We start from the raw sequence: 19,058 nt of genomic DNA on the forward strand, positions 1-19,058 counted from the left end.
GTAGCTGCCGGGGAGCCGCACTGCGCTGCGAACCGCGGAACTCAGATTGCTGTTGCATAACGATCATGGGGCCCCTCCGATCTCAACTGACGGCGGTAGCGCCAACGCAGCCTCAGACGGACGCGAAGGCAGCCGCAGGGTGAATGTCGAACCAACTCCGACGGTGCTCTCCACCGTGACCCGGCCGCCGTGATTGGTCGAGATGTGCTTGACGATCGCCAGGCCCAGGCCGGTGCCGCCGGTGGCTCGGGAGCGGGCGCGATCGGCGCGGTAGAAGCGCTCGAAGATGCGGTCGAGGTCACGCGGCTCGATGCCGATGCCCTGGTCGGCGACCGCGATCTCGACGTAGCCGTCGCCGCTGGCGGAGGTGGTGACCGTGACCTTGGTGGACTCCGGCGAGTACGCGATCGCGTTCTCCACCAGGTTGACCACGGCGGTGACGAGCTGGTTCTCGTTGCCGTAGACGGTCAGGCCGCGCATGCCCTGGAAGACGACCTCCATCTCCTTGGCGGAGGCGGGCGTCTTGGTGCGGTCGAGCACCTCGGCCGTGATCTTGTCGACGTCGACCGGCTCGGGCTCGGGCAGCGGCTCCGCGCCCTGCAGGCGGGAGAGCTCCAGCAGCTCGGAGACGAGGCGGCCGAGCCGGGACGACTCGTGCTTGATCCGCTCGGCGAACCGGATGGCGGCGGCGGGGTCCTTGTCGGTGGCGTCCAGCAGCGCCTCGGCGAGCAGCTGCAGCGCGCCGACGGGCGTCTTCAGCTCGTGGCTGACGTTGGCGACGAAGTCGCGGCGCACGCGGGCCACGCGGTGCGCCTCGGTCACGTCGGCGGCCTCGATCGCCACCCGGCCGTTGTCCAGGGGAACGGCCCGCACGTTGACCCCGAGCGGCTCGCCGTAGGTCAGGCGGGGCAGGTCGAGCTCGACGACCCGGGTGGCCCCGCTGCGCCGGACCTGGCCGGCGAGGGTCCGCACGATCGTGTGCGCCTCCTCGGGACCGCCCGCCCGCTGCCGCACGAGACCCATCTCCCGGGCGGCCGCGTTGGCCAGCACGGGATGATCGGTCCCGTCTAGGACCAGCACCCCGACCTGCAGTGCGTCAAGGATGTCGGTCATCGCCGGCCCCTCGGACCTCGCCTGCCGGAACTTCCACTCCACGGCTTGATGGTAGGAGGTCCCTTACCCGACCGACGGCTCGCAGGGGCACGAAACGGGCTCCCGTAGCCCAGTGTTCACCCTGGTGGGGGGCGATGTTCACGTCCAGCGCGGGCGCGGAACCATACCGTGAAGTTCGACACGATAGGAGCAGTATGCGCGACGAATACCGTGCGGATCTTGTGCAGGTCAACCGGCTACTGGTCTGGATGGCAGACGCCGTCCGCAGCGCCATGGCCCGGGCCACCAACGCCCTGCTGAAGGCGGACCAGACCGACGCCGAAGAGGTCATCGCCCGCGACGCCGAGGTCAACGCGCTGTACCGGCTCGTCGAGGACAAGGTCTACGACCTCTGCGCCCGCCAGGCTCCGGTCGCGTCGGACCTGCGGCTGGTGCTGACGGCCCTGCACCTGGCCGCCGACCTGGAGCGTATGGGCGACCTCGCGGAGCACGTGGCCAAGACGGCGCTGCGCCGGCACCCCGGTGTGGCCGTGCCGGAGCCCCTAGTCGAGACGTTCGAGCAGATGGGCGTCGTGGCCGACCGGATCGCCGGGAAGATCTCCCGGGCGATCTCCACCTCCGACGTCGTGGCCGCCGGCCAGCTCGACCGCGACGACGACGAGATGGACCGGCTGCACACCAGCCTGTTCACCACCATGTTCGGGCCCGCCTGGTCGGAGGGCACCGAGGCCGCCGTCGACTCGGCGCTGCTCGGCCGCTTCTACGAGCGCTACGCGGACCACGCGGTCAACGCCGGCCGGCACGTGGTGTTCCTGGTCACCGGCGAGGCGCTGGACAGCCGCCCCGAGTGACAACAGCGAAGGGGGAGGGCCGAGACCCTCCCCCTTCGAACAGGCGTCAGCGGCCCTGGTTCGCCACCGCGGCCGCGGCCTCGGCCGCCGCCTCCGGGTCCAGGTAGGTGCCGCCGGTCGTGATCGGCTTGAGCGACGCGTCCAGGTCGTAGCGCAGCGGGATGCCGGTCGGGATGTTGAGCTTGGCGATCGCCTCGTCCGAGATGCCGTCGAGGTGCTTCACGAGCGCACGAAGCGAGTTGCCGTGCGCCGCGACCAGGACGGTCTTGCCGTCCACCAGCTGCGGGACGATCTGGTCGTACCAGTACGGCAGCATCCGGGCGACGACGTCCTTCAGGCACTCGGTGCGCGGCCGCAACTCCGGCGGCAGGCTCGCATACCGCGGGTCGTCGATCTGCGACCACTCGTCGTCGTCGGCGAGGGGCGGCGGCGGCACGTCGTAGGACCGGCGCCAGAGCATGAACTGCTCCTCGCCGAACTCCTCGAGCGTCTGTTTCTTGTTCTTGCCCTGCAGGGCACCGTAGTGCCGCTCGTTGAGCCGCCAGCTGCGCTGGACCGGGATCCAGTGCCGGTCGGCGGCGTGCAGGGCGATCTCGCAGGTGCGGATGGCACGGCGCAGCACTGACGTGTGCACCACATCCGGCAGGAGACCGGACTCACGGATCAGCTCGCCGCCCCGACGGGCCTCGGCCTCCCCTTTGGCGCTGAGGTCCACGTCGACCCAGCCGGTGAACAGGTTCTTGGCGTTCCACTCGCTCTCACCGTGCCGCAAGAGCACCAGTGTCCCGACTTCGCTCATGGATCCATCCTCCCGCACATAACCTTTCGACACCGCAGGGGCCCGGATGTAAGGATGCGAAATCGTGCCGGTCATTACGGGGAAACAGCCGCTGCCCGCCCAGTTCTGGGCCGTGTGGACGGCCACGCTGATCAACCGGGCCGGCGGGTTCGTCATCATCTTTCTCGCGATCTACCTGACCTCCGAGCGCGGCTTCTCCGAGACGACGGCCGGCCTGGTCATCGGCCTCTACGGGCTGGGCGGCGCGATCGGCGTCACGGCGGGTGGCCACCTGACCGACCGCTGGGGCCGCCGGCCCACCGCCCTGCTCGCCCTCGGCTCGGCATCGGTCCTGATGATCGCGCTCGGCCTGGTGCGCGGCGAGGTCGCCATCATGGTCGCCGCGGGGCTGCTCGGCCTCGCCGCCGAGGCCGCCCGGCCCGCGCTCGGCGCGATGATCACCGACATCGTTCCCGACGCCGACCGCATGCGGGCCTTCAACGTCTACTTCTGGGCGATCAACCTCGGCTTCGCCGTTGCCGCGGTCCTGGCCGGCTTCGCCTCCTCGGCCGGCTATTTCTGGCTGTTCGCCGCCGACGCGGTCACCACGGCGTTCGCGGCCGTTCTGATCGCGGTCAGGACGCGCGAGACGCGGCCCGCGCACCTCGAGGCGAAGCACGAGGGCGGCTCCCTGGCGGCCGTCGCGAGGGACCGGGTGTTCCTCGGGTTCATCGCCTGCAACCTGATGATCGCGCTGGTCCTCCTCCAGCACATGTCGATGCTGCCGCTGGCCATGGTCGAGGAGCCGTTGCCTCCCAGCACCTTCGGCGTCGTCATCGCGCTGAACGGCATCCTGATCGTCGTGGGGCAACTCGGGCTGACCCGGCTGCTGGTCCGCCGCCGCCCGGCCTACATCCTGCCGGTGTCGGTCGTGGTCATCGGGCTCGGTTTCGGGCTCACCGCGTTCGCGCACACCCCGGTCTGGTACGGCGCGACGGTGCTCGTCTGGACTCTCGGCGAGATGCTCAACGCCCCGGCGAACTCCGCGCTGCTCGCCGGCCTCTCCCCCGTCGCCATGCGCGGTCGCTACCAGGGCGGTTACTCGTTGTCCTGGCAGCTGGCGTCGTTCCTGGCGCCGACGCTGGGCGGCGCCGTGCGTGACCACGCGGGCAACACCACGCTGTGGCTCGGCTGCCTCGGGCTCGGCCTGGCGGCGGGCGCCTGGAACCTGCTGGCCGCGCCCGCCCGCGAGCGCCGCGTCAGGGACCTGGCCGCCGAGGAGCGCGAAACCAGCCTCGCTACGATCTGACTGTAAGGCTTCCTAATAGATAGAGGCGGAGTGCGCATCTTCGGCGGTCTTCCCCGGATGTACTGGTACCTCTGGACCGGCATGTTGATCAACCGCGTCGGCGGCTTCGTCGCCCTGGTCCTCTCGCTGTACCTCACCGCCGACCGCGGCCTCACGCCCAGCGTCGCCGGCCTGGTCGTCGGCGGCTACGGCATCGGCGGCATCGCCGGCGTCCTGCTCGGCGGCGTGCTCGCCGACCTCTGGGGGCGCCGGCCGACGCTGCTCGTGGCGCACTTCGGCGCCGCCGTCCTGCTGGTAGGCCTCGCCCTCACCGACCGGATCGCCGCCATCGCCGTGCTCGCCGCGCTGCTCGGCCTCATGCACTCGATGCCCGGGCCGGCGTTCGTGGCGGCAATCGTCGACGTGACCCCGGCCGACGACCGCAGCCGCGCGTTCAACCTCCAGTTCTGGGCGTTCAACCTGGGCATGGCGGTCGCCTCGCTGGTCGCTGGCGCGCTCGCCGAGGTGAGCTTCACGCTGCTCTTCAGCGTCGACGCCGCCGGCACGCTGATCACGGCGCTGCTCATCCTGTGGAAGGTGCGCGAGACCCGGCCGGAGCACCACGCGCGCCATGAGACCGCCGCGACGCCGGGCGGGCTGCACACGGCGCTCACCGACCCGGCGTTCATGCTTTTCGTCGGCCTGTCGCTGCTGCTGGCCGTGGTGACGCTGCAGACGTCGACGATCCTGCCGCTGGCGATCAACGCCGACGGGCTGCGGCCGTCGGCGTACGGGTCGGTGGTCGCCTACGCCGGGCTGCTCATCGTCGTCGGGCAGCTGTTCGTCCCGAAGCTGATCGGGCGCTGGCGCAAGGGCACCGCGCTCGCGGTCGCCAACGTGCTCCTCGGGCTCGGCTTCGCCTACGTCGCGCTGGCCGACAACCTCTACGGCTACCTCATCGCCGCGAGCATCTGGACGGTCGGCTCGATGATCGCCGCGCCGCCGAACGCCGCGGTCATCGCCGAGCTGTCCCCCGAGGCGCTGCGCGGGCGGTACCAGAGCGTCTTCTATCTGGTCTTCCCCGCCGCGAGCTTCATCGCGCCGGCCGCCGGCGGCGCCAGCCTGGAACACCTCGGCAACTGGCACTGGGCGATCTGCGGCGCGCTCGGGCTGGCGGCGGCCGCCGGGCACCTGCTGATCCAGCCGGCCCGGGAGCGCCGGGTGGCGAAACAACGTGCGGCCGAACGGTTTGAGGTGCCGATCGCCGGGTAGTGGCTGCCCTCCACAGGACGGGCGGGGGACGACGTTGGACGGGCTGTCGGCAACGCTGGAGGCCAAGCAGGCGGGTACGGTCGTCATCCGCCTGGCGGGCGAGCTCGACCTGGCGACCCGCGAGCAGGTGGTGCTGGCCGTGCGGGCGGTGCTGCCCGCGTTCCAGCCCGGCGCGCTGGTGCTCGACCTGGCGGCGGTGACGGTGCTCGACTCGGCCGGCATCGGGGCGCTGGTGAGCTGCTGGAAGCTGGCGAACGGCGCCGGCTGCACGCTGACGCTGCGCAACCCGCGCCCGCTCGCCTACGCCCAGCTCGAGCTGACCGGCCTGCTGGACGTGTTCGCGCTGAGCGAGAACTGAGGCGAGAACTGAAACGCTCTAGATCGTCCCGTCGTACTTCGCCGCGCCGCTCACCGTCCCGTCCCCGCGCAGCCGGGACTTGGCCGGGCCATCGCCGTAGAGCGAGTACCGGAAGAAGTCGATCATCGTCTTGGACACCGCCTGCGCCGCCGGCGTGCTGCCGAACAGCGCGGCGCCGTGGTCGCCGCCCAGCAGGGTGAGGAAGCCCTTCGGCCACGAGCAACTGTCGTAGAGGCTCTTTCCGCTGCTGTACGGCACGGTGCCGTCCTTGTCGCCGTGGATGAACAGCACCGGAGTGGCGGCGCCGCTGAACTTGCCGCCCATTCCCCCGCCGGCGACGATGACCGCGCCCTTGACCCGGCTGTCGCGACCCGACCCGGACAGCATGCCGGCGGTCGTGTAGCCGCCGGCCGAGTGGCCGGCCGCGCCGACCCGCCCGGTCTCGATGTGGCCGGCCAGCGCGGCGCCGGCCTTGGTGTCCAGCTTGAGCACCTCGGTGATGACCGCCGACGCGTCGGCCGGCTGGTTGGTCATGTCGCCCTGGTTGAACGGGTCGGCCTTGTCGTTGGTGAACGGGTAGGCGGGCGCGGCCACGACGAAGCCGGCCGCGGCGATCTTCGCGCTGACCCCCTGGTACCCCTCGGGCGAACCATGCAGCCCGTGACTCCACAGCACCAGCGGGAACCGGCCCGCGGCAACCGGGGCATTGCTCTTCGGCGAACCGCCGACGCTCCCGGTCGACGGGTAGAAGACGAGCGTGCGCAGCGTGCGACCGGCCCGGGAGAAGGTGAACTGGCTGACCCCGACCCCGAACGTCTGGGTCGGCGCGGTCTTCGGCCCGGCGCTGGTCGGCTTGGCCGACGCCTGGCCCGCGACGCCCAGAGCCGCCACGCCGCTGTCGGCCGGGGAGGCTTCCTGTGCGGCGTCCGCCGTCGCGGCGACGTCGCCCGCGTCCGAGGTGGTCACCGACTGCTGGGACGACGGCTGGGACGACGGCTGCTCGCCGCATCCGGCGAGGGCAAGGGCGAGGAAGGCAGCGGCGACGGCGCGCGGCAGCGTTCGCATGCGAGGAAGTTACGGGTTTCCGGCCCGGTGCGTCTTTACGCCCGGCTTAAGTTTGCGGCGTCGCCGGAAAGCTCGAACCGGCGGCAGCGGGTGACGTGCACCCCCAGTCCACGACACCCGCTCTGCAGCAGCCTTTCGGCCGCGCGTGCCGCCGGTTTGCGGTGACGCGCCCCGCCCGGACACATCACCGCGAGTGGGCCGCGAAGGCCCAGAACACCCCCGTCGCTCCCCAACTTCAGGAATCGCCGGATCCGTCAACGACGTTACGCGCCGCGCTATTCAAGCGACAAGTAAACGCGCTGTCGGCTCGCTCACACACTCGAAATAATCGAAATCAATCGAAATGCTGGAAGCGCGGCCACAGGTCAGTCCACGTGCCCTTCCGGTCGCGGCAAACGTAGACGCGAGCTGTTTGCTCCTCGTTCTCGACGCCGTAACGATTGTCCAGCCGGGCCCGTTCCGCACAGGATCCGAACGCATTCAGCCGATTCGGGTCGCCCTGGTAGACGAACACGACGACGGTGGCCGACTCGGGAGGCGGGCCCAGGTGCCACAGCTCATTCTGTCCACTGTAGACATCGGGCAGGCCGAGGGGCTTGCCGTACCGGTCGAGCGCGCCCGCCTCGCCGTAGTTGCCCGTGAGCAGCACGGTGGCGGCGCGGTCCTCGGCCGGCAGCGCCGCATAGACGTCGGCGACCTGGCGGACATATCGCGGCCAGCCGATCTGGTCGGCGACCACCTGGTTCATCGCCGGGACCGGGGTGTGGCCGACGACGTCGACCGGCAGCACCGGCAGCGAGCTCACGATCGCGACGCCGCAGTTGACCACGGCGCCGACCGTGAACCACACCCGGCGGGGCCTGGTCGACAGCCAGCGCGCGACCGGCACCGCGCCGACGGCGAACAGCGCGGCGAGCAGGCCGACGCTGTAATACGGCTGGCCGGCCAGGACGAACAGCAGGACCAGCATCAGCGGATAGGCCACGGCGAACGCCCGCACCGGGCGCAGGGCGGGGTTGCGCAGCAGGGCGACGATCCCGCAGCACCACACGGGGACGAAAAGGGGACCGAGCCACACGAGCTGCAGCGGGAGGAGCGTGATGCGGGCGTCGTCGCCCTTGTTCTCCCGCAGTGCGGCGGCCATCGACACCTGCGGAAAGTCGTTGGCGATCTGGTACAGCACGTTCGGCAGCCCGACCACCAGCGCGATCGCCACGCCGCCCCACAGCCAGGGCGATGCCAGGACCCGGCGCGGCCCGACCAGCAGCAGGGCGGCGGCGACGGTCAGCAGGAGCAGCACGATCAGGTGCTTGTTGTAGAGGGCCAGCCCGACGACCAGGCCGGCCGGCAGCCAGTAGCGCGGCTGCTCGCGCAGCAACGCCCGCATCATGCAGAGGATCGCCAGCAGCCACATCACCACGTCGGGCCCGGTGGTCACCGTGACGTGCCCGCTGACGAGCGGAAACGTGGTGAACACGGCGAGCGCCGCAATGCTCTGCGCGAGGGCGCCGCCGCCCACCTCGCGGGCGATCAGCGCGAGGAGGCCGGCCATGAGCGCGGTCAGGATCAGGCCCGGCAGCCGGATCGCCCACACCGTGTCGCCGAACAGCTCGACGCAGGCGCGGATCATCAGCGGCGTGAACGGGGGCTGGTCGACGTAGCCCCACTTGGGGTGCGCGCCCAGCATGCGGAAGTAGAGCTCGTCGCGGTGGTAGTCGTATCGCGTGATGGTGACCAGCAGCAGTAACGCTGCCCCGGCGGCGATGGTGCCGACGGGCTTCCAGGCGAATCGGGGACGCTCGATCACGCTCCCCACGTTAGGAGGAGGGCGTACCACGCTCCACGAACGCCGTGAACGCCCGCAGGTTGTCCAGCGGCTCACCGCGCTTGACCCGCCACTCCCACTCGCGGCGGATCGCCGAGCCGAAGCCGATCTCCAGCATCGGGTCGAAGCTCTCGTCGGCGTAGGTGAGCACCGCGCCGAGCAGCCGGTCGAGCTCGTCCTCGGTCACGGCGTGCAGCGGGAGACGGCCCACGAGGTACACGTCGCCGACCGCGTCGATCGAGAACGCCACCCCGTACATGCGCGCGTTGCGCTGCAGCAGCCACTCCCACAGGGCCTCCCGGTTCTCGTCCGGGTGGCGCATGACGAACGCCTCGACGCGCAGCGTGTGCTCGCCGACGATCAGGTTGCAGTTCGTCTTCTGCTTGTGGGTGCCGGGCAGCGTGACCACGAACGAGTGCTCGCCGGTCACGTCGAACGGGATCTCCCGGTCGGCCGCGACCTTGCGGATCAGCTCGGCCACCTCGTCGCGCGTCATGCCGCCATGACCTCCCTGTGCACGTCGAGCGCGTCGCGGTAGGCGGCCAGCAGGCCGCTCGCGGTATGGCTCCAGGAGAACTCGGACGCGTGCCCGACCGCACCGGCCGCGAGCTCGGCCCGCCGGCGCGGCTCCCCGAGCAGCCGGCCGAGCACGGTCGCCCAGTCGCGCGGGTCGTGCGTGTCGACCAGCAGCCCGGAGACGCCGTCGCGCACCGCGGTCACGAGCCCGCCCACGGCGGCCGCGACCACCGGCGTGCCGCACGCCTGCGCCTCGATCGCGACCAGGCCGAACGACTCGTTGTAGCTGGGCACCGCGACCACGTCGACGGCCCGGTAGAGATCGGCGAGCGCGGTGCGGGGCTGCGGCTCGATGAACCGCACGATGTCGGCGATACCCAGGTCGCGGGCGAGGTCCATGAGGGCGGTGGGCCGGTCGAGGCCGGATCCGCTCGGCCCCCCGCAGACCGCCACCACCAGCTCCTGGCCGCGCCGGCGCAGCTCGGCGGCCGCGCGCAGCAGCACGTCGGGCGCCTTGAGCGGCTGGATCCGCCCGACGAACGCCACGACCTGGGCGTCGGCGGGCAGGCCGAAGCGCCGCCGGGCCGCCTCGCGGCGCTCCGGCGCGCTCGTGAACGTGTCCAGGTCCACCCCCGGCGGCACCACGCTGACCCGCCGCGGCTCGGCGTCGTAGAGCTCGATCAGCTCGCGCGCTTCGGCCGGCGTGTTGGCGACCAGCCCGTCGGCCGCCGCGACCACCTGCTCCTCGCCGATGACCCGGGCGCGCGGCTCGGGCTTGTCGCCCTCGGCCAGCAGCAGGTTCTTGACCTTGGCCAGGGTGTGCGCGGTGTGCACCAGCGGCACGCCCCAGCGGTCCTTGGCCAGCCAGCCGACCTGGCCGGACAGCCAGTAGTGCGAGTGCACCAGGTCGTACCAGCCCAGCGGGCGGGCGGCCTCGGCCCGCAGCACGCCGCCGGTGAAGGCGCAGAGCTGGGCCGGCAGGTCCTCCTTGGCCAGGCCCTCGAACGGGCCGGCGACCACGTGGCGGACCAGCACGCCGGGGGCCATCTCGACCACCGGCGGCAGGTCGCTGTTCGTCGCCCGGGTGAAGATCTCCACCTCGACGCCGGCCCGGGCCAGCCGCTCGGCGACCTCCACGATGTACACGTTCATGCCACCGGCGTCGCCGGTGCCCGGTTGATCGAGCGGCGACGTGTGGACGGACAGCGTTGCGACCCGCCTCGGAAGGGAACGACCGGACTGCGGGGTATGGCTGTGCAGCGATCCGACCCGCGCCACGTCGTGCTCCTTTTGTCTGTTGCCGGTGGGTTACATCTTCCCAACCGTCCATGTTCCCTCGCCGACGGCCGTCTACCCACCGTTGCGTTGGTCACTGCGGTGTGTTCGCGTTTGTGCGTGGGGCAGGATTGCCATATGTCCTCACGTATCGCCGTGGTCACGGGCGCGTCCAGCGGCATCGGCGCGGCCACCGTCCGCCGGCTCGACGCCGCCGGCTTCCAGGTCGTGGCGGTCGCCCGCCGCGCCGACCGCCTCGACTCCCTCGCCGACGAGCTGTCCTCGGTGACCCCCGTGGTCGCCGACGTGACGTCCGACGCCGACGCCGCCCGCCTGGCCGAGATCGTCGGCGGCCTCGGCGGCCCGGTGGAGCTGCTCGTGAACAACGCCGGCGGGGCGGTCGGCGCCGACCAGGTCGAGGACGCCGACCTCGCCGGCTGGCAGTGGATGTTCGACGTCAACGTGCTCGGCACCGTCCGCGTCACGAAGGCCCTGCTCCCGCTGCTGGAGAAGTCGGGCCGCGGCACGATCGTGGTGCTCAGCTCGACCGCCGGCCTGATCGTCTACGAGGGCGGCGGCGGGTACGCGGCGGCCAAGCACGCGCAGACCGCGGTGGCCGAGACGCTGCGGCTGGAGCTCAACGGCCGGCCGGTCCGGGTCGTCGAGATCGACCCCGGCATGGTCAAAACCGACGAGTTCGCGCTGAACCGGTTCGGCGGCGACGCCGACAAGGCCGCCGCGGTGTACGCCGGCGTCGAGTTCCCGCTGGTCGCCGACGACATCGCGGACTGCATCGTGTGGACCGCCACCCGGCCGCACCACGTGAACATCGACCGGCTGGTGGTCCGGCCGCTGGCCCAGGCCGCCCAGCACAAGGTGCACCGGGTCCTCTGACCATGCGGCCGGTCGGCTCGATCACGCGGGGAACGACGAACCCCAACCGGCTGCGTCGGGTCGACAACTGGATCGCCGCCACGCTCGGCGGCCTCCTACGCCGGGCCGACGACCCGCTCGTGATCGACCTCGGCTACGGCGCCACGCCGGTCACCGCGGTCGAGCTGCGGGCCCGGCTCGGCGTGCGGGTCGTCGGCCTGGAGATCGACCCGGCCCGGGTGGCGTCCGCGCAGCCGTTCGCGGACCCGCCCGGGCTGGAGTTCCGCCGCGGCGGCTTCGAGCTGGCCGGCCTGCGCCCGACCCTGGTGCGCGCGTTCAACGTCCTGCGGCAGTACCCCGAGTCCGAAGTGGACGCCGCGTGGACGGCGATGACCGCGACCGGCGCCGTGCTCGTCGAGGGCACCTGCGACGAGCTGGGCCGGCTCGCGTCCTGGGTGACGGTGACCGGCGCCGGACCGCAGACGCTCACCCTCGCCTCCCGGCTGTCCACCCTGGACACCCCGGCGACCCTGGCCGAGCGGCTGCCGAAGGCGCTCATCCACCACAACGTGCCCGGCGAGCGCATCCACGCCCTGCTGTCCACACTGGACGACGCCTGGCGGGCCGCCGCGCCGCTCACCGTGTTCGGCCCCCGGCAGCGCTGGCGGCAGGCGGTCGCGGCGACGAAGGCGGCCGGCTGGCCGGTCGTCGACCGCCCGGCCCGTTGGCGGCTGGGCGAGCTGACCGTCCGGTACTCGGCCGTCGCACCGTAGTCTGGTGCGGTGAAGTCGACCTGGCAGGAGTTCGTCGAGGGCATCAAGCTGCTCGGGCAGGGGTTCGGGCGGTACGGTCGCAATCCCGGCCTGCTGTTCCTCGGCATGATCCCGGCCGTCATCTCGTTCGCCCTGCTCGGCGTGGCCTGGTTCTTCCTGATCGTCTTCGTCGACGACCTCGCCGCCGCCGTGACCTGGTTCGCCGACGACTGGTCGGGCTTCTGGCGCTCCCTGATCCGCGTCGGCGCCGGCGCCGGCATCCTGGCCGCCGCAGCGCTGCTGTCCATCGTCAGCTACACGGCGCTGACGCTGCTCATCGGCGACCCGTTCTACGAGGTCATCTCGGAGCGCATCGAGGGCCAGCTGGGTGGCACGCCCGGTGCGCTGGACCTTCCGTGGTACCGCACGCTGTGGCCGAACCTGGTCGACTCCATCCGGCTGATCGCACTCGGCGTCGCGCTCGCGATCCCGCTGTTCCTGCTCGGCTTCGTGCCGATCGTCGGGCAGACGGTCGTGCCGGTGCTCAACGCGGTCATCGGCGGCTGGCTCATCGCGGTCGAGCTGACCGGCATCCCGTTCAACCGCCGCGGCCTGCGCCTGAAGGACCGCCGGAAGATCCTGCGGGCCAACCGGGCGCTCACGCTGGGCTTCGGGGTCCCGGTGTTCCTGGTGCTGCTCCTGCCGCTGGCCGCGATCGTGGTCGTGCCGGCCGCGGTGGCGGGCGGCACGCTGCTGACCCGGCGCGTGCTCGGCCTGCCGATCGAGGCCGCCGCGGTCAGACCCGCAGCCCCGGCAGCAAGGTGACGTCGCCGGTCGCGAGCAGCGCGTCGAACGGCACCCGCCCGTAGAGCGCGAGCACCAGGTCGCTGGCCGGCCCGCTCGCGGTGGCCCGCTCGTGCCGGTCGTCGGTGTCCAGAAGCGTGTCGGTGTCGAGCAGCGCGACGCCGGCCCCACGCAGCCGCACATACCAGACCTGCTCCACGTCCGTCGCGTGCAGGGCGATCATCCCGGCCCGGTCGACCGGCCCGCTGCGCCGCCCCGCCGGCAACCAGCTGTCGAGCACCTCGGTGACGCCGTCGCTGGCCAGCTTGGCCTCGATCGGCACGCTGAGCCCGCCGGCCATCTGCGCGTCCCACCGGTGGACGGCCGTCTCGTGGGCCATCCGGCGGTGCCAGAAGCCGGCCTTCTTGGCCTGGGGCGCCCAGTTCCAGGCGGGCCGCTCGGGATCGACGGCGTCGAGCGTGGCGACGAGCTCGGTGAAGGCGTCGGTCCAGGCCACCACCGGGTCGACGCCCTCCGGCAGCGGGGTCTGCGGCCGCTCCTCGGGCCGCTCGGTGACGCCTCGGCTGACGTGGCCGGTGACCCAGGAGTACACCAGGTGGAGATGCCAGGCGAGATCGCCGACGCTCCAGCCGGGGCAGCTGGGCACGGGGGCATCGATCGGCGTCCCGCTGCCGAGGGCGGCGCGGAAGGCATCCCCCTCAGCGCGCAGCGCCGCCAACCAGAAGTCCTTCGTGAGCTGAGGCTTGCTCATCGCCATCCCTCCCCCTGATGCACCAACCTTAGGGCACCGACCCGGCCCTCGCCCCGACGCGACGCAGACCCCACGCCGCGCCGGGGCGTCGCGTTTCAGACGGGGTAGACGTGCTCGCCGGGCTCGTACTGCTTGGGGTCACACGTGAGCACCGGCCACCCGGTCGCCCGCGACTCCCAGACCGCCTGACAGGCGGCCACCGAGCCGCGCCAGGTGCCGATCGCCGCGGCCGCCGTCTGGTCCAGGGGCAGCACCACCACGCCGGCCGAGAGCAACAACAGCTCCCAGTCGCCCGGTCGCGCACCGATCCGGTCGCTCGCCTCCACCATGGCGGCGGCGGGGAAACCGATCATCAGGTCGTCCCGGTCGGCCTTGAGCCAGACCTGGAAGACGGGGTCGTAGGAGTTGAACAACGCCGCCAGGGCACTTGCGTCGAGGATGAACATCAGCGCTGGTCCCGGCCCCGCCCCGCACCGTCCCTTCGTGCCCGTTGGATGAGTTCGTCGACGAAACGCTCGCCCTCCGGCGTGATGTCCGGGACCCGGTCCGCGCCCCAGCGCTCCCGGAGAAGCCGGGCGCCCAGTCCGGGCGTGTGGGGCGGGAGCGGGGGTTCTGGCCGATCCCACGCCCAGTTGGGCGGCGGACCGGCGGGAATCTGGGTTCGATCCGATCGGTGTGTGGTCACCTTTTCCTCCCCCGAGTGAGGATCAACGATCCGATGCACCGAATATAGGGCCACAAGGCCATTAGATCAACCGTACGAGGAAGTCAGTCGGCCAGGCGGACCCTGACGCGGCGGTTGGCCTTGCCCTTGCTCTCCACCTTCACCACCTGGACGCGGCCGATCTGGGACGTCGAGGCCACGTGGGTGCCGCCGTCCGCCTGCGAGTCCAGGCCCACGATGTCGACGATGCGGATCTCCTCCTCGTCCTCCGGGATCAGGTTGGCCTGGGTGCGGATGATGTCCGGCAGCGCCAGGGCCTCGTCGCGGGCCAGGACCTTGGTGACGACCTTGCGGTCCGCCACCACCTCGGCGTTGATCAGCTCCTCCAGGCGGGCCTTGAAGTCGGTGGGGACCTCGGGGAGGTTGAAGTCCATGCGCGCCTCGGCCGGCTCCATCGAGCCGCCCGTCACCAGGGCGCCGAAGTCGCGGAACACCACGCCGCACATCACGTGCAGGCCCGAGTGGGTGCGCATGAGCTTGGTGCGGCGGTCGTCCTCGACCGCGCCCATGACCTCGGTGCCGGGCGGCGGGAGGGGGTCGCCCTCGGCGGGCAGCAGGTACAGGTCGTCGCCCTTGCGGGTGCCCGTGATCCGGGTCTGCACGCCCTGCCACAGCAGGACGCCGTGGTCCGGCGGCTGGCCACCGCCGCCGGGGTAGAACGCCGAACGGTCCAGGACGATGCCCTCCTCGGGGTCCGAGGACAGCACGGTGCAGGTCCATTCGCGAAGGGTCGGGTCGGCGAGGTCGAGCCGGTGAGTACGTCCGTGATGCGTGACACCCATACCTGGCGACTTTAGACCCGGGTCGGACCGGCCCAGCGGGCGAGCAATTTCTCCATACAGGTAGGAGCGCCGGGCGGCGCCGGTGATGCGTTACAAGGTCACCCATTCGGTCAGGATCTGCGAGCCGTCCGGCGTGTGGAGGTACAACCGGAACATCCCGGTCGGCAAGGGACGGAACGCGAACCAGCCGACCTCGTCGACGTCCGTGGCCTGCTCGAAGCCGGCGCCGGTGCGCAGCTCGATGCGGCCGGGGCGGGGCGGCACGACCTGGCCGACCAGGGCGTCGGCCGTCACCTCGACCTCGATGGACAGCTCGCGCGCGGCGAACGTGAACGCCCGCAGGGCGGCCGGCTCGGCCCGGGTGCCGGCCGCGGCCGCCGGCTCGACGGAGAGGGACGCCAGCTCGGCGTCGACATTGCGCCAGGCGAAGGCCGCCCGGCCGGCGGCGCGGAAGGACTCCGGGACGCGCCCGGCGTCGCGGATCGCCGCGCCGAGCTCCTCCAGCAGCGAGTCGTCGCTCATCGCGCGACCTCCGTTGCGTCCAGCAGGGGGGCGAGGGCCGGGTCGCGGCGCAGCCGGTCGAGGCAGCGCTGCCGGTTCGGCCCGATGGCGCCGACGGCGATGCCGATGATGGCGCTGATCTCACTGTACGGCGTGGGCGGGTCGGCGAAGAGCAGCGCGAGCAGCTGCCGGCAGCGGTCCGGCAGGCCGGCGAAGGCGGCCCGCAGCGCGATGCCGCGTTCTTGCGCGACGAGCCAGTCGTCGAAGGGCGGGTCGTCGTCGGCGAGCCGCTCGTCGGGCTCGGCCGGGATGGTCCGCTGGCGGGCGCGCAGCGCGCGGAGGCACTCGTTGCGGGTCGTCGTCACGATCCAGCCGGGCAGCGCGGCCGGCTCGCGGATCGTCTCCAGCCGCTCGACCAGGCGCAGCCAGACGGACGCGCCGACGTCGTCGACGTCCATGCCGGTCAGCCCATACCGCCGGCAGATGCCGTAGACGAGCGGCGCATACCGCTCGACGAGCTGGTCCCAGGCGGCCTGGCTCCCGCCGCGGGCCTCCAGGACCAGGGCGACGAGCGTCGGATCGTCCCGCATGCCGTCCATCATCCCGGCGGCAGATAGCGGCGCACCATCGGGTCGCCGCCCGCGAGCAGCTTCTCGTACGCCTCGCGGGCGGTCACCGAGCCGGGCACCGTGCCCGCCGCGACCAGGCCGGCCACGGTGGCCGCCCCGCCGTCGGCGAAGCAGTCGAGCCAGGGCGCCTCCTGCCCGGTCAGGCCGACGGTCACCACGCCGGCGCAGGCGGCCGGGTAGCCGGTCTGCGGGCCGGCCGCGGTGACGATGACGACCCGCGGGCCGAGGACGTCGACCGCGCGCTGGAGGGCCAGGGGCGGCTGGCCGTCGTAGGGCGTGCAGGTCACCGCCACGTACAGCACGTCGGTTTCGAACCCCGCCATGGCCGTCGCCGCCGCCCAGGCGGTCGCCGCCGGCACCGACCGGACCTCGGCGCGGGGCGCCATGGCGCGGACCACGGCCTCCCCCGGGCCGACCACGCCGACCCGGACCCCCTCGCCGGCATCCGGGACTCCCGCCGGTGCGGCATGGTGCGGAACGGGCAGGACGTGCCGATTCTTGCCGACAAGCGGGGTCCAGCCCGCGTATTCGAACATGAACGCGTCCCGCAGCTCGGCGATCGTGCTCTCCAGCCACAGCGGGCACTCGGCCCCGGGCAGGCGCAGCAGTGCCAGCCGGAGCGTCTCGTGCCGCTCGACCTCGGCGAACCGGATCTTCCGCCCGCGCAGCCACTGGGTGACCGCCGGCAGATGGTCGAGGTCGACGATCAGGTCGGACTGTTCGAAGGGGTCCATGCCAGACAGAGGAGCCGCGCGGCGCCCTGATACGTCAGGCGTTGAGGAACGTCGAGATTCGTGACCTGAGGTCGGCCCGCTGGGTCCAGAGGATGCCCGGCCGGTCGTACACGTGCAGCTCGGCGTCGGGCAACGCCTCCGCGAGCTGCTCGGCCACCGCCGCCGGGTGCAGCTCGTCGCCCCGGCAGCCCAGCACCAGGCACTGCGCGGTCACGGACGACAGCGCCGCCCGGTCGTCGATCGCGGCCTGCTCCGGCAGCGACTGCAGGCCGGTGGCCAGGCCGTCGCGCATCAGCTGGTCGAGTCGCTGGCGCAGGAACGCCCAGACCGCGGGCGTGTTGCGCATCTGCGACGGGATCTCCTGCGAGATCACGTCGGCCACCGCTGCCGCGTCGCCGGCCTCGATCGACTCCAGCAGGGCGGTCAGCCGGTCCTGGGCCGCCGCCGGGCGGGGCGTGTCGAGCACGGCCGGCAGGAAGAACACGGCGCGGTCGAACCGGCCCGGGTTGTCGGCGAGCAGCCGGCACAGCGCGCCGGCGCCCATGCTCACCCCGAGCGCGCGGGTCGCGCCCGACAGGTCGGCGACGGCGCGCAGGTCGCGGGCGAGGTCCTCATACGTCCACTGGCCGCCCGGCGCGGCCGAGTGACCGTGGCCGCGGAAGTGGAAGAAGGCCTTGCGGCCGGTGACGGCGCTGCCCAGCGGGCGGGTCTCGGCGATGCCGCTGCCGAGGCCGTGGGCGAAGACGGTGACCGGGTCGCCCTCGCCGGTGACCAGCCACTCCAGCTCGACGCCGTGCGGGGTGGCGATCTGCTCGGTCGGCGGGGCCGGGAGGGTGGGCCGCCCGGTCTGCGGGCCCCGGGTGACGGGCGGGCGGAAGCGGTCGGGCCGCCCGTCGGGCGGGGGTGGCCAGCGGAAGTCCATGGGCCCTACCAGGAGCCGTGCCCGTCGACCGCGTCACGCAGCGTAGGTCGGATGTCCAGCAGGTAGACGGCGAAGATGCCGGCCGCGATCAGCGGGAAGATGCCGAGGAAGCCGAGCCCGATGGTCGGGGAGATGGCCGTGAAGAACTCGCCGCCACCGATCAGCGCCAGCCAGATCGCCTTCGACATCGTGCCGATCGCCGGGAACGCGTCCGCGCGCTGCACGATGCAGTGCAGGAACGCCGCCGCGCCGAGCACCAGGCAGAAGACCCACACGACGATCGCGATATACCACTCGACCTGTGCGTAGAACACCGGCACCGCACTCACCATCCCCTGAGCTTATGCCGAAGCCCCCCGGCCCGTGCGAGACGGTGCCGGAGGGCTCCGAGAAACTCCCGGTTACTTCTTGGCGGCGGCCGTCTTCTTGGCCGCGGTGGTGGTCTTCTTCGCCGGCGTCGTCGCCTTGACCTCGGTGGTCACGGTCTTCTCGGCCGGCTCCAGCTCGATCCTGGCCTCGGCGGTGCGGGCGTTGCCGACCACCTTCTCACCGCGGGCGACGAGCCCGGTGTACACGGCGGCGGCGCGGTGCTGGACGACCTGCGCGCCGGCCTGGGCGCTGGCCAGGAAGGCACCGGCGTTGCGGCGGGCGACGACCGCCAGGCGGTCGATGTCGGCCCGCAGGGTGGCGTCGGCGCCGGCCGGACGCAGGTCGCCGACCCGGTCGCGCAGCTGGGCCACCTGGCCGGGCAGCTTGCGCAGCTGCTCGTAGGCGTAGTCGCCGGCGCCGGCCGCGGCATACAGCGGAGTCGGGATCTTCTTCGTGGTGGTGGTCATGTGGCCTCCTTGTCGTCTTTGTCGTCTTTTTTCGCTTTGTCGACTTCGCCAGGGCCCTCGGCGGCGTTGCGCGCATTCTCCCGGCGGAACGTCTCGTAGATCTGCGTGAGCGATTGCTTCTGGGCGACCGTGAGGTCACCGTCCGCGGCGATCGCGGCCAGCACGTCGTGGCCCTCGCGCTCCAGCAGGCCGGCGCGCAGGTACATCAACGGGGTCGACACCCGCAGTGCACTCGCGAGCTGCGCCAGCACTTCGGCACTGGGTTTGCGCAGGCCACGCTCGATCTGGCTGAGATATGGGTTGCTGACTCCCGCCTGCTCGGCGAGCTGGCGGAGCGAGATGCGCGCGTTGCGGCGCAGGTCCCGGATGAACCCGCCCAGATCGCGCGGCTCTTCAGTCACGCTACCGA

The 19,058-nt window shown here is 72.0% G+C and carries 21 protein-coding genes and 2 pseudogenes; 7 read left to right on the forward strand and 16 right to left on the reverse strand.

From position 1 onward, the window contains the following. Positions 1-63 precede the first annotated feature (63 nt). A pseudogene (locus IEZ31_RS42400) lies at positions 64-1,101 on the reverse strand (sensor histidine kinase); the annotation flags it as partial. A gap of 206 nt (positions 1,102-1,307) precedes the next feature. On the opposite strand from IEZ31_RS42400, the gene phoU reads away from it, so the two are divergent. Continuing rightward, positions 1,308-1,964, forward strand: a complete 657-nt coding sequence (gene phoU / locus IEZ31_RS42405; RefSeq protein ID WP_190255793.1) for a phosphate signaling complex protein PhoU — start codon at positions 1,308-1,310, stop codon at positions 1,962-1,964. Positions 1,965-2,010: 46 nt separating this feature from the next. Here phoU and IEZ31_RS42410 read toward each other — a convergent pair whose 3' ends face one another. Beyond that, positions 2,011-2,763 carry a phosphoglyceromutase gene (locus IEZ31_RS42410; RefSeq protein WP_190255794.1) on the reverse strand — a complete coding sequence of 251 codons (753 nt, stop codon included), beginning with the start codon at positions 2,761-2,763 and terminating at the stop codon, positions 2,011-2,013. A gap of 64 nt (positions 2,764-2,827) precedes the next feature. Here IEZ31_RS42410 and IEZ31_RS42415 point away from each other — a divergent pair, with 64 nt between their 5' ends. From IEZ31_RS42415 to IEZ31_RS42425, 3 genes are read left to right on the forward strand one after another with little or no spacing between them, the layout of a single operon-like run. Then, complete coding sequence (locus tag IEZ31_RS42415) at positions 2,828-4,051, forward strand: MDR family MFS transporter (RefSeq protein WP_190255795.1); 1,224 nt, start codon at positions 2,828-2,830, stop codon at positions 4,049-4,051. Between the two features lie 30 nt (positions 4,052-4,081). Next, complete coding sequence (locus IEZ31_RS42420) at positions 4,082-5,302, forward strand: MFS transporter (RefSeq protein ID WP_373294771.1); 1,221 nt, start codon at positions 4,082-4,084, stop codon at positions 5,300-5,302. 34 nt (positions 5,303-5,336) lie between these two features. Beyond that, positions 5,337-5,660, forward strand: a complete 324-nt coding sequence (locus IEZ31_RS42425) for an STAS domain-containing protein (protein ID WP_190255796.1) — start codon at positions 5,337-5,339, stop codon at positions 5,658-5,660. Positions 5,661-5,678: 18 nt separating this feature from the next. On the opposite strand, the gene IEZ31_RS42430 is transcribed toward IEZ31_RS42425, so the two are convergent. From IEZ31_RS42430 to mshA, 4 genes are all read right to left on the reverse strand, one after another. Then, positions 5,679-6,725, reverse strand: a complete 1,047-nt coding sequence (locus IEZ31_RS42430) for an alpha/beta hydrolase family protein (protein ID WP_190255797.1) — start codon at positions 6,723-6,725, stop codon at positions 5,679-5,681. A 334-nt stretch (positions 6,726-7,059) separates the two neighbouring features. Continuing rightward, positions 7,060-8,532 carry a glycosyltransferase family 39 protein gene (locus IEZ31_RS42435; protein WP_229836587.1) on the reverse strand — a complete coding sequence of 491 codons (1,473 nt, stop codon included), beginning with the start codon at positions 8,530-8,532 and terminating at the stop codon, positions 7,060-7,062. Positions 8,533-8,542: 10 nt separating this feature from the next. Continuing rightward, positions 8,543-9,046, reverse strand: coding sequence for a type III secretion system chaperone family protein (locus IEZ31_RS42440; protein ID WP_190255798.1), 504 nt, complete (start codon positions 9,044-9,046; stop codon positions 8,543-8,545). After that, a complete protein-coding gene (gene mshA, locus IEZ31_RS42445; protein ID WP_190255799.1) occupies positions 9,043-10,344 on the reverse strand; it encodes a D-inositol-3-phosphate glycosyltransferase in 1,302 nt (433 codons plus the stop codon). Before mshA ends, IEZ31_RS42440 begins: the two co-directional genes overlap by 4 nt. 135 nt (positions 10,345-10,479) lie before the next feature. Between mshA and IEZ31_RS42450 the strand changes: the two genes are divergently transcribed. Genes IEZ31_RS42450 through IEZ31_RS42460 form a run of 3 tightly spaced genes read left to right on the forward strand, consistent with a single transcriptional unit; the run spans position 10,480 to position 12,791 of the window. Then, entirely contained in the window at positions 10,480-11,235 is a 756-nt protein-coding gene (locus IEZ31_RS42450; protein ID WP_190255800.1) for an SDR family oxidoreductase, read from the forward strand. Positions 11,236-11,237: 2 nt separating this feature from the next. Continuing rightward, positions 11,238-11,987, forward strand: a complete 750-nt coding sequence (locus IEZ31_RS42455) for a class I SAM-dependent methyltransferase (protein WP_190255801.1) — start codon at positions 11,238-11,240, stop codon at positions 11,985-11,987. A 9-nt stretch (positions 11,988-11,996) separates the two neighbouring features. Then, on the forward strand, positions 11,997-12,791 hold the full coding sequence (locus IEZ31_RS42460) for an EI24 domain-containing protein (RefSeq protein WP_190255802.1): 795 nt from the start codon (positions 11,997-11,999) through the stop codon (positions 12,789-12,791). On the opposite strand, the gene IEZ31_RS42465 is transcribed toward IEZ31_RS42460, so the two are convergent. The 10 genes and pseudogenes from IEZ31_RS42465 to IEZ31_RS42510 form a co-directional block, all read right to left on the reverse strand. Continuing rightward, entirely contained in the window at positions 12,763-13,527 is a 765-nt protein-coding gene (locus IEZ31_RS42465; RefSeq protein WP_190255803.1) for a maleylpyruvate isomerase family mycothiol-dependent enzyme, read from the reverse strand. The genes IEZ31_RS42460 and IEZ31_RS42465 overlap by 29 nt on opposite strands. Before the next feature lie 89 nt (positions 13,528-13,616). Continuing rightward, positions 13,617-13,967 carry a hypothetical protein gene (locus IEZ31_RS42470; protein WP_190255804.1) on the reverse strand — a complete coding sequence of 117 codons (351 nt, stop codon included), beginning with the start codon at positions 13,965-13,967 and terminating at the stop codon, positions 13,617-13,619. Positions 13,968-14,289: 322 nt separating this feature from the next. Continuing rightward, positions 14,290-15,027: an alanyl-tRNA editing protein gene (locus tag IEZ31_RS42475; RefSeq protein WP_190255805.1), complete on the reverse strand. Its 738-nt coding sequence runs from the start codon at positions 15,025-15,027 to the stop codon at positions 14,290-14,292. Between the two features lie 90 nt (positions 15,028-15,117). After that, a complete protein-coding gene (locus tag IEZ31_RS42480) occupies positions 15,118-15,549 on the reverse strand; it encodes a hypothetical protein (RefSeq protein ID WP_190255806.1) in 432 nt (143 codons plus the stop codon). Further along, the gene (locus IEZ31_RS42485) at positions 15,546-16,118 is read right to left on the reverse strand and encodes an RNA polymerase sigma factor (protein ID WP_229836590.1); all 573 of its coding nucleotides are present in this window, start codon (positions 16,116-16,118) and stop codon (positions 15,546-15,548) included. The genes IEZ31_RS42480 and IEZ31_RS42485 overlap by 4 nt, the downstream gene beginning before the upstream one ends. Positions 16,119-16,126: 8 nt before the next feature. Continuing rightward, complete coding sequence (locus tag IEZ31_RS42490) at positions 16,127-16,891, reverse strand: S8/S53 family peptidase (RefSeq protein WP_190255807.1); 765 nt, start codon at positions 16,889-16,891, stop codon at positions 16,127-16,129. Positions 16,892-16,925: 34 nt separating this feature from the next. Further along, positions 16,926-17,813, reverse strand: a complete 888-nt coding sequence (locus tag IEZ31_RS42495; protein WP_190255808.1) for an alpha/beta fold hydrolase — start codon at positions 17,811-17,813, stop codon at positions 16,926-16,928. A gap of 5 nt (positions 17,814-17,818) precedes the next feature. Continuing rightward, complete coding sequence (locus IEZ31_RS42500) at positions 17,819-18,145, reverse strand: DUF2516 family protein (RefSeq protein WP_190255809.1); 327 nt, start codon at positions 18,143-18,145, stop codon at positions 17,819-17,821. 69 nt (positions 18,146-18,214) lie between these two features. Beyond that, entirely contained in the window at positions 18,215-18,649 is a 435-nt protein-coding gene (locus IEZ31_RS42505; RefSeq protein ID WP_190255810.1) for a hypothetical protein, read from the reverse strand. A gap of 55 nt (positions 18,650-18,704) precedes the next feature. Then, a pseudogene (locus IEZ31_RS42510) lies at positions 18,705-19,050 on the reverse strand (helix-turn-helix domain-containing protein); the annotation flags it as partial. Positions 19,051-19,058: the final 8 nt, after the last annotated feature.

Source organism: Dactylosporangium sucinum (genome assembly GCF_014647515.1).
GTDB lineage: Bacteria > Actinomycetota > Actinomycetes > Mycobacteriales > Micromonosporaceae > Dactylosporangium > Dactylosporangium sucinum.

Bases quoted from the DNA above. Each gene is read 5' to 3' on its own strand.
- IEZ31_RS42485 (WP_229836590.1), bottom strand. From the start codon at position 16,118: ATGCGGGACGATCCGACGCTCGTCGCCCTGGTCCTGGAGGCCCGCGGC.
- IEZ31_RS42465 (WP_190255803.1), bottom strand. From the start codon at position 13,527: ATGGCGATGAGCAAGCCTCAGCTCACGAAGGACTTCTGGTTGGCGGCG.
- IEZ31_RS42440 (WP_190255798.1), bottom strand. From the start codon at position 9,046: ATGACGCGCGACGAGGTGGCCGAGCTGATCCGCAAGGTCGCGGCCGAC.
- IEZ31_RS42455 (WP_190255801.1), top strand. From the start codon at position 11,238: ATGCGGCCGGTCGGCTCGATCACGCGGGGAACGACGAACCCCAACCGG.
- IEZ31_RS42430 (WP_190255797.1), bottom strand. From the start codon at position 6,725: ATGCGAACGCTGCCGCGCGCCGTCGCCGCTGCCTTCCTCGCCCTTGCC.
- IEZ31_RS42450 (WP_190255800.1), top strand. From the start codon at position 10,480: ATGTCCTCACGTATCGCCGTGGTCACGGGCGCGTCCAGCGGCATCGGC.
- IEZ31_RS42495 (WP_190255808.1), bottom strand. From the start codon at position 17,813: ATGGACTTCCGCTGGCCACCCCCGCCCGACGGGCGGCCCGACCGCTTC.
- IEZ31_RS42500 (WP_190255809.1), bottom strand. From the start codon at position 18,145: ATGGTGAGTGCGGTGCCGGTGTTCTACGCACAGGTCGAGTGGTATATC.
- IEZ31_RS42490 (WP_190255807.1), bottom strand. From the start codon at position 16,891: ATGGACCCCTTCGAACAGTCCGACCTGATCGTCGACCTCGACCATCTG.
- IEZ31_RS42480 (WP_190255806.1), bottom strand. From the start codon at position 15,549: ATGAGCGACGACTCGCTGCTGGAGGAGCTCGGCGCGGCGATCCGCGAC.
- phoU (WP_190255793.1), top strand. From the start codon at position 1,308: ATGCGCGACGAATACCGTGCGGATCTTGTGCAGGTCAACCGGCTACTG.
- IEZ31_RS42410 (WP_190255794.1), bottom strand. From the start codon at position 2,763: ATGAGCGAAGTCGGGACACTGGTGCTCTTGCGGCACGGTGAGAGCGAG.
- IEZ31_RS42470 (WP_190255804.1), bottom strand. From the start codon at position 13,967: ATGTTCATCCTCGACGCAAGTGCCCTGGCGGCGTTGTTCAACTCCTAC.
- IEZ31_RS42475 (WP_190255805.1), bottom strand. From the start codon at position 15,027: ATGGGTGTCACGCATCACGGACGTACTCACCGGCTCGACCTCGCCGAC.
- IEZ31_RS42505 (WP_190255810.1), bottom strand. From the start codon at position 18,649: ATGACCACCACCACGAAGAAGATCCCGACTCCGCTGTATGCCGCGGCC.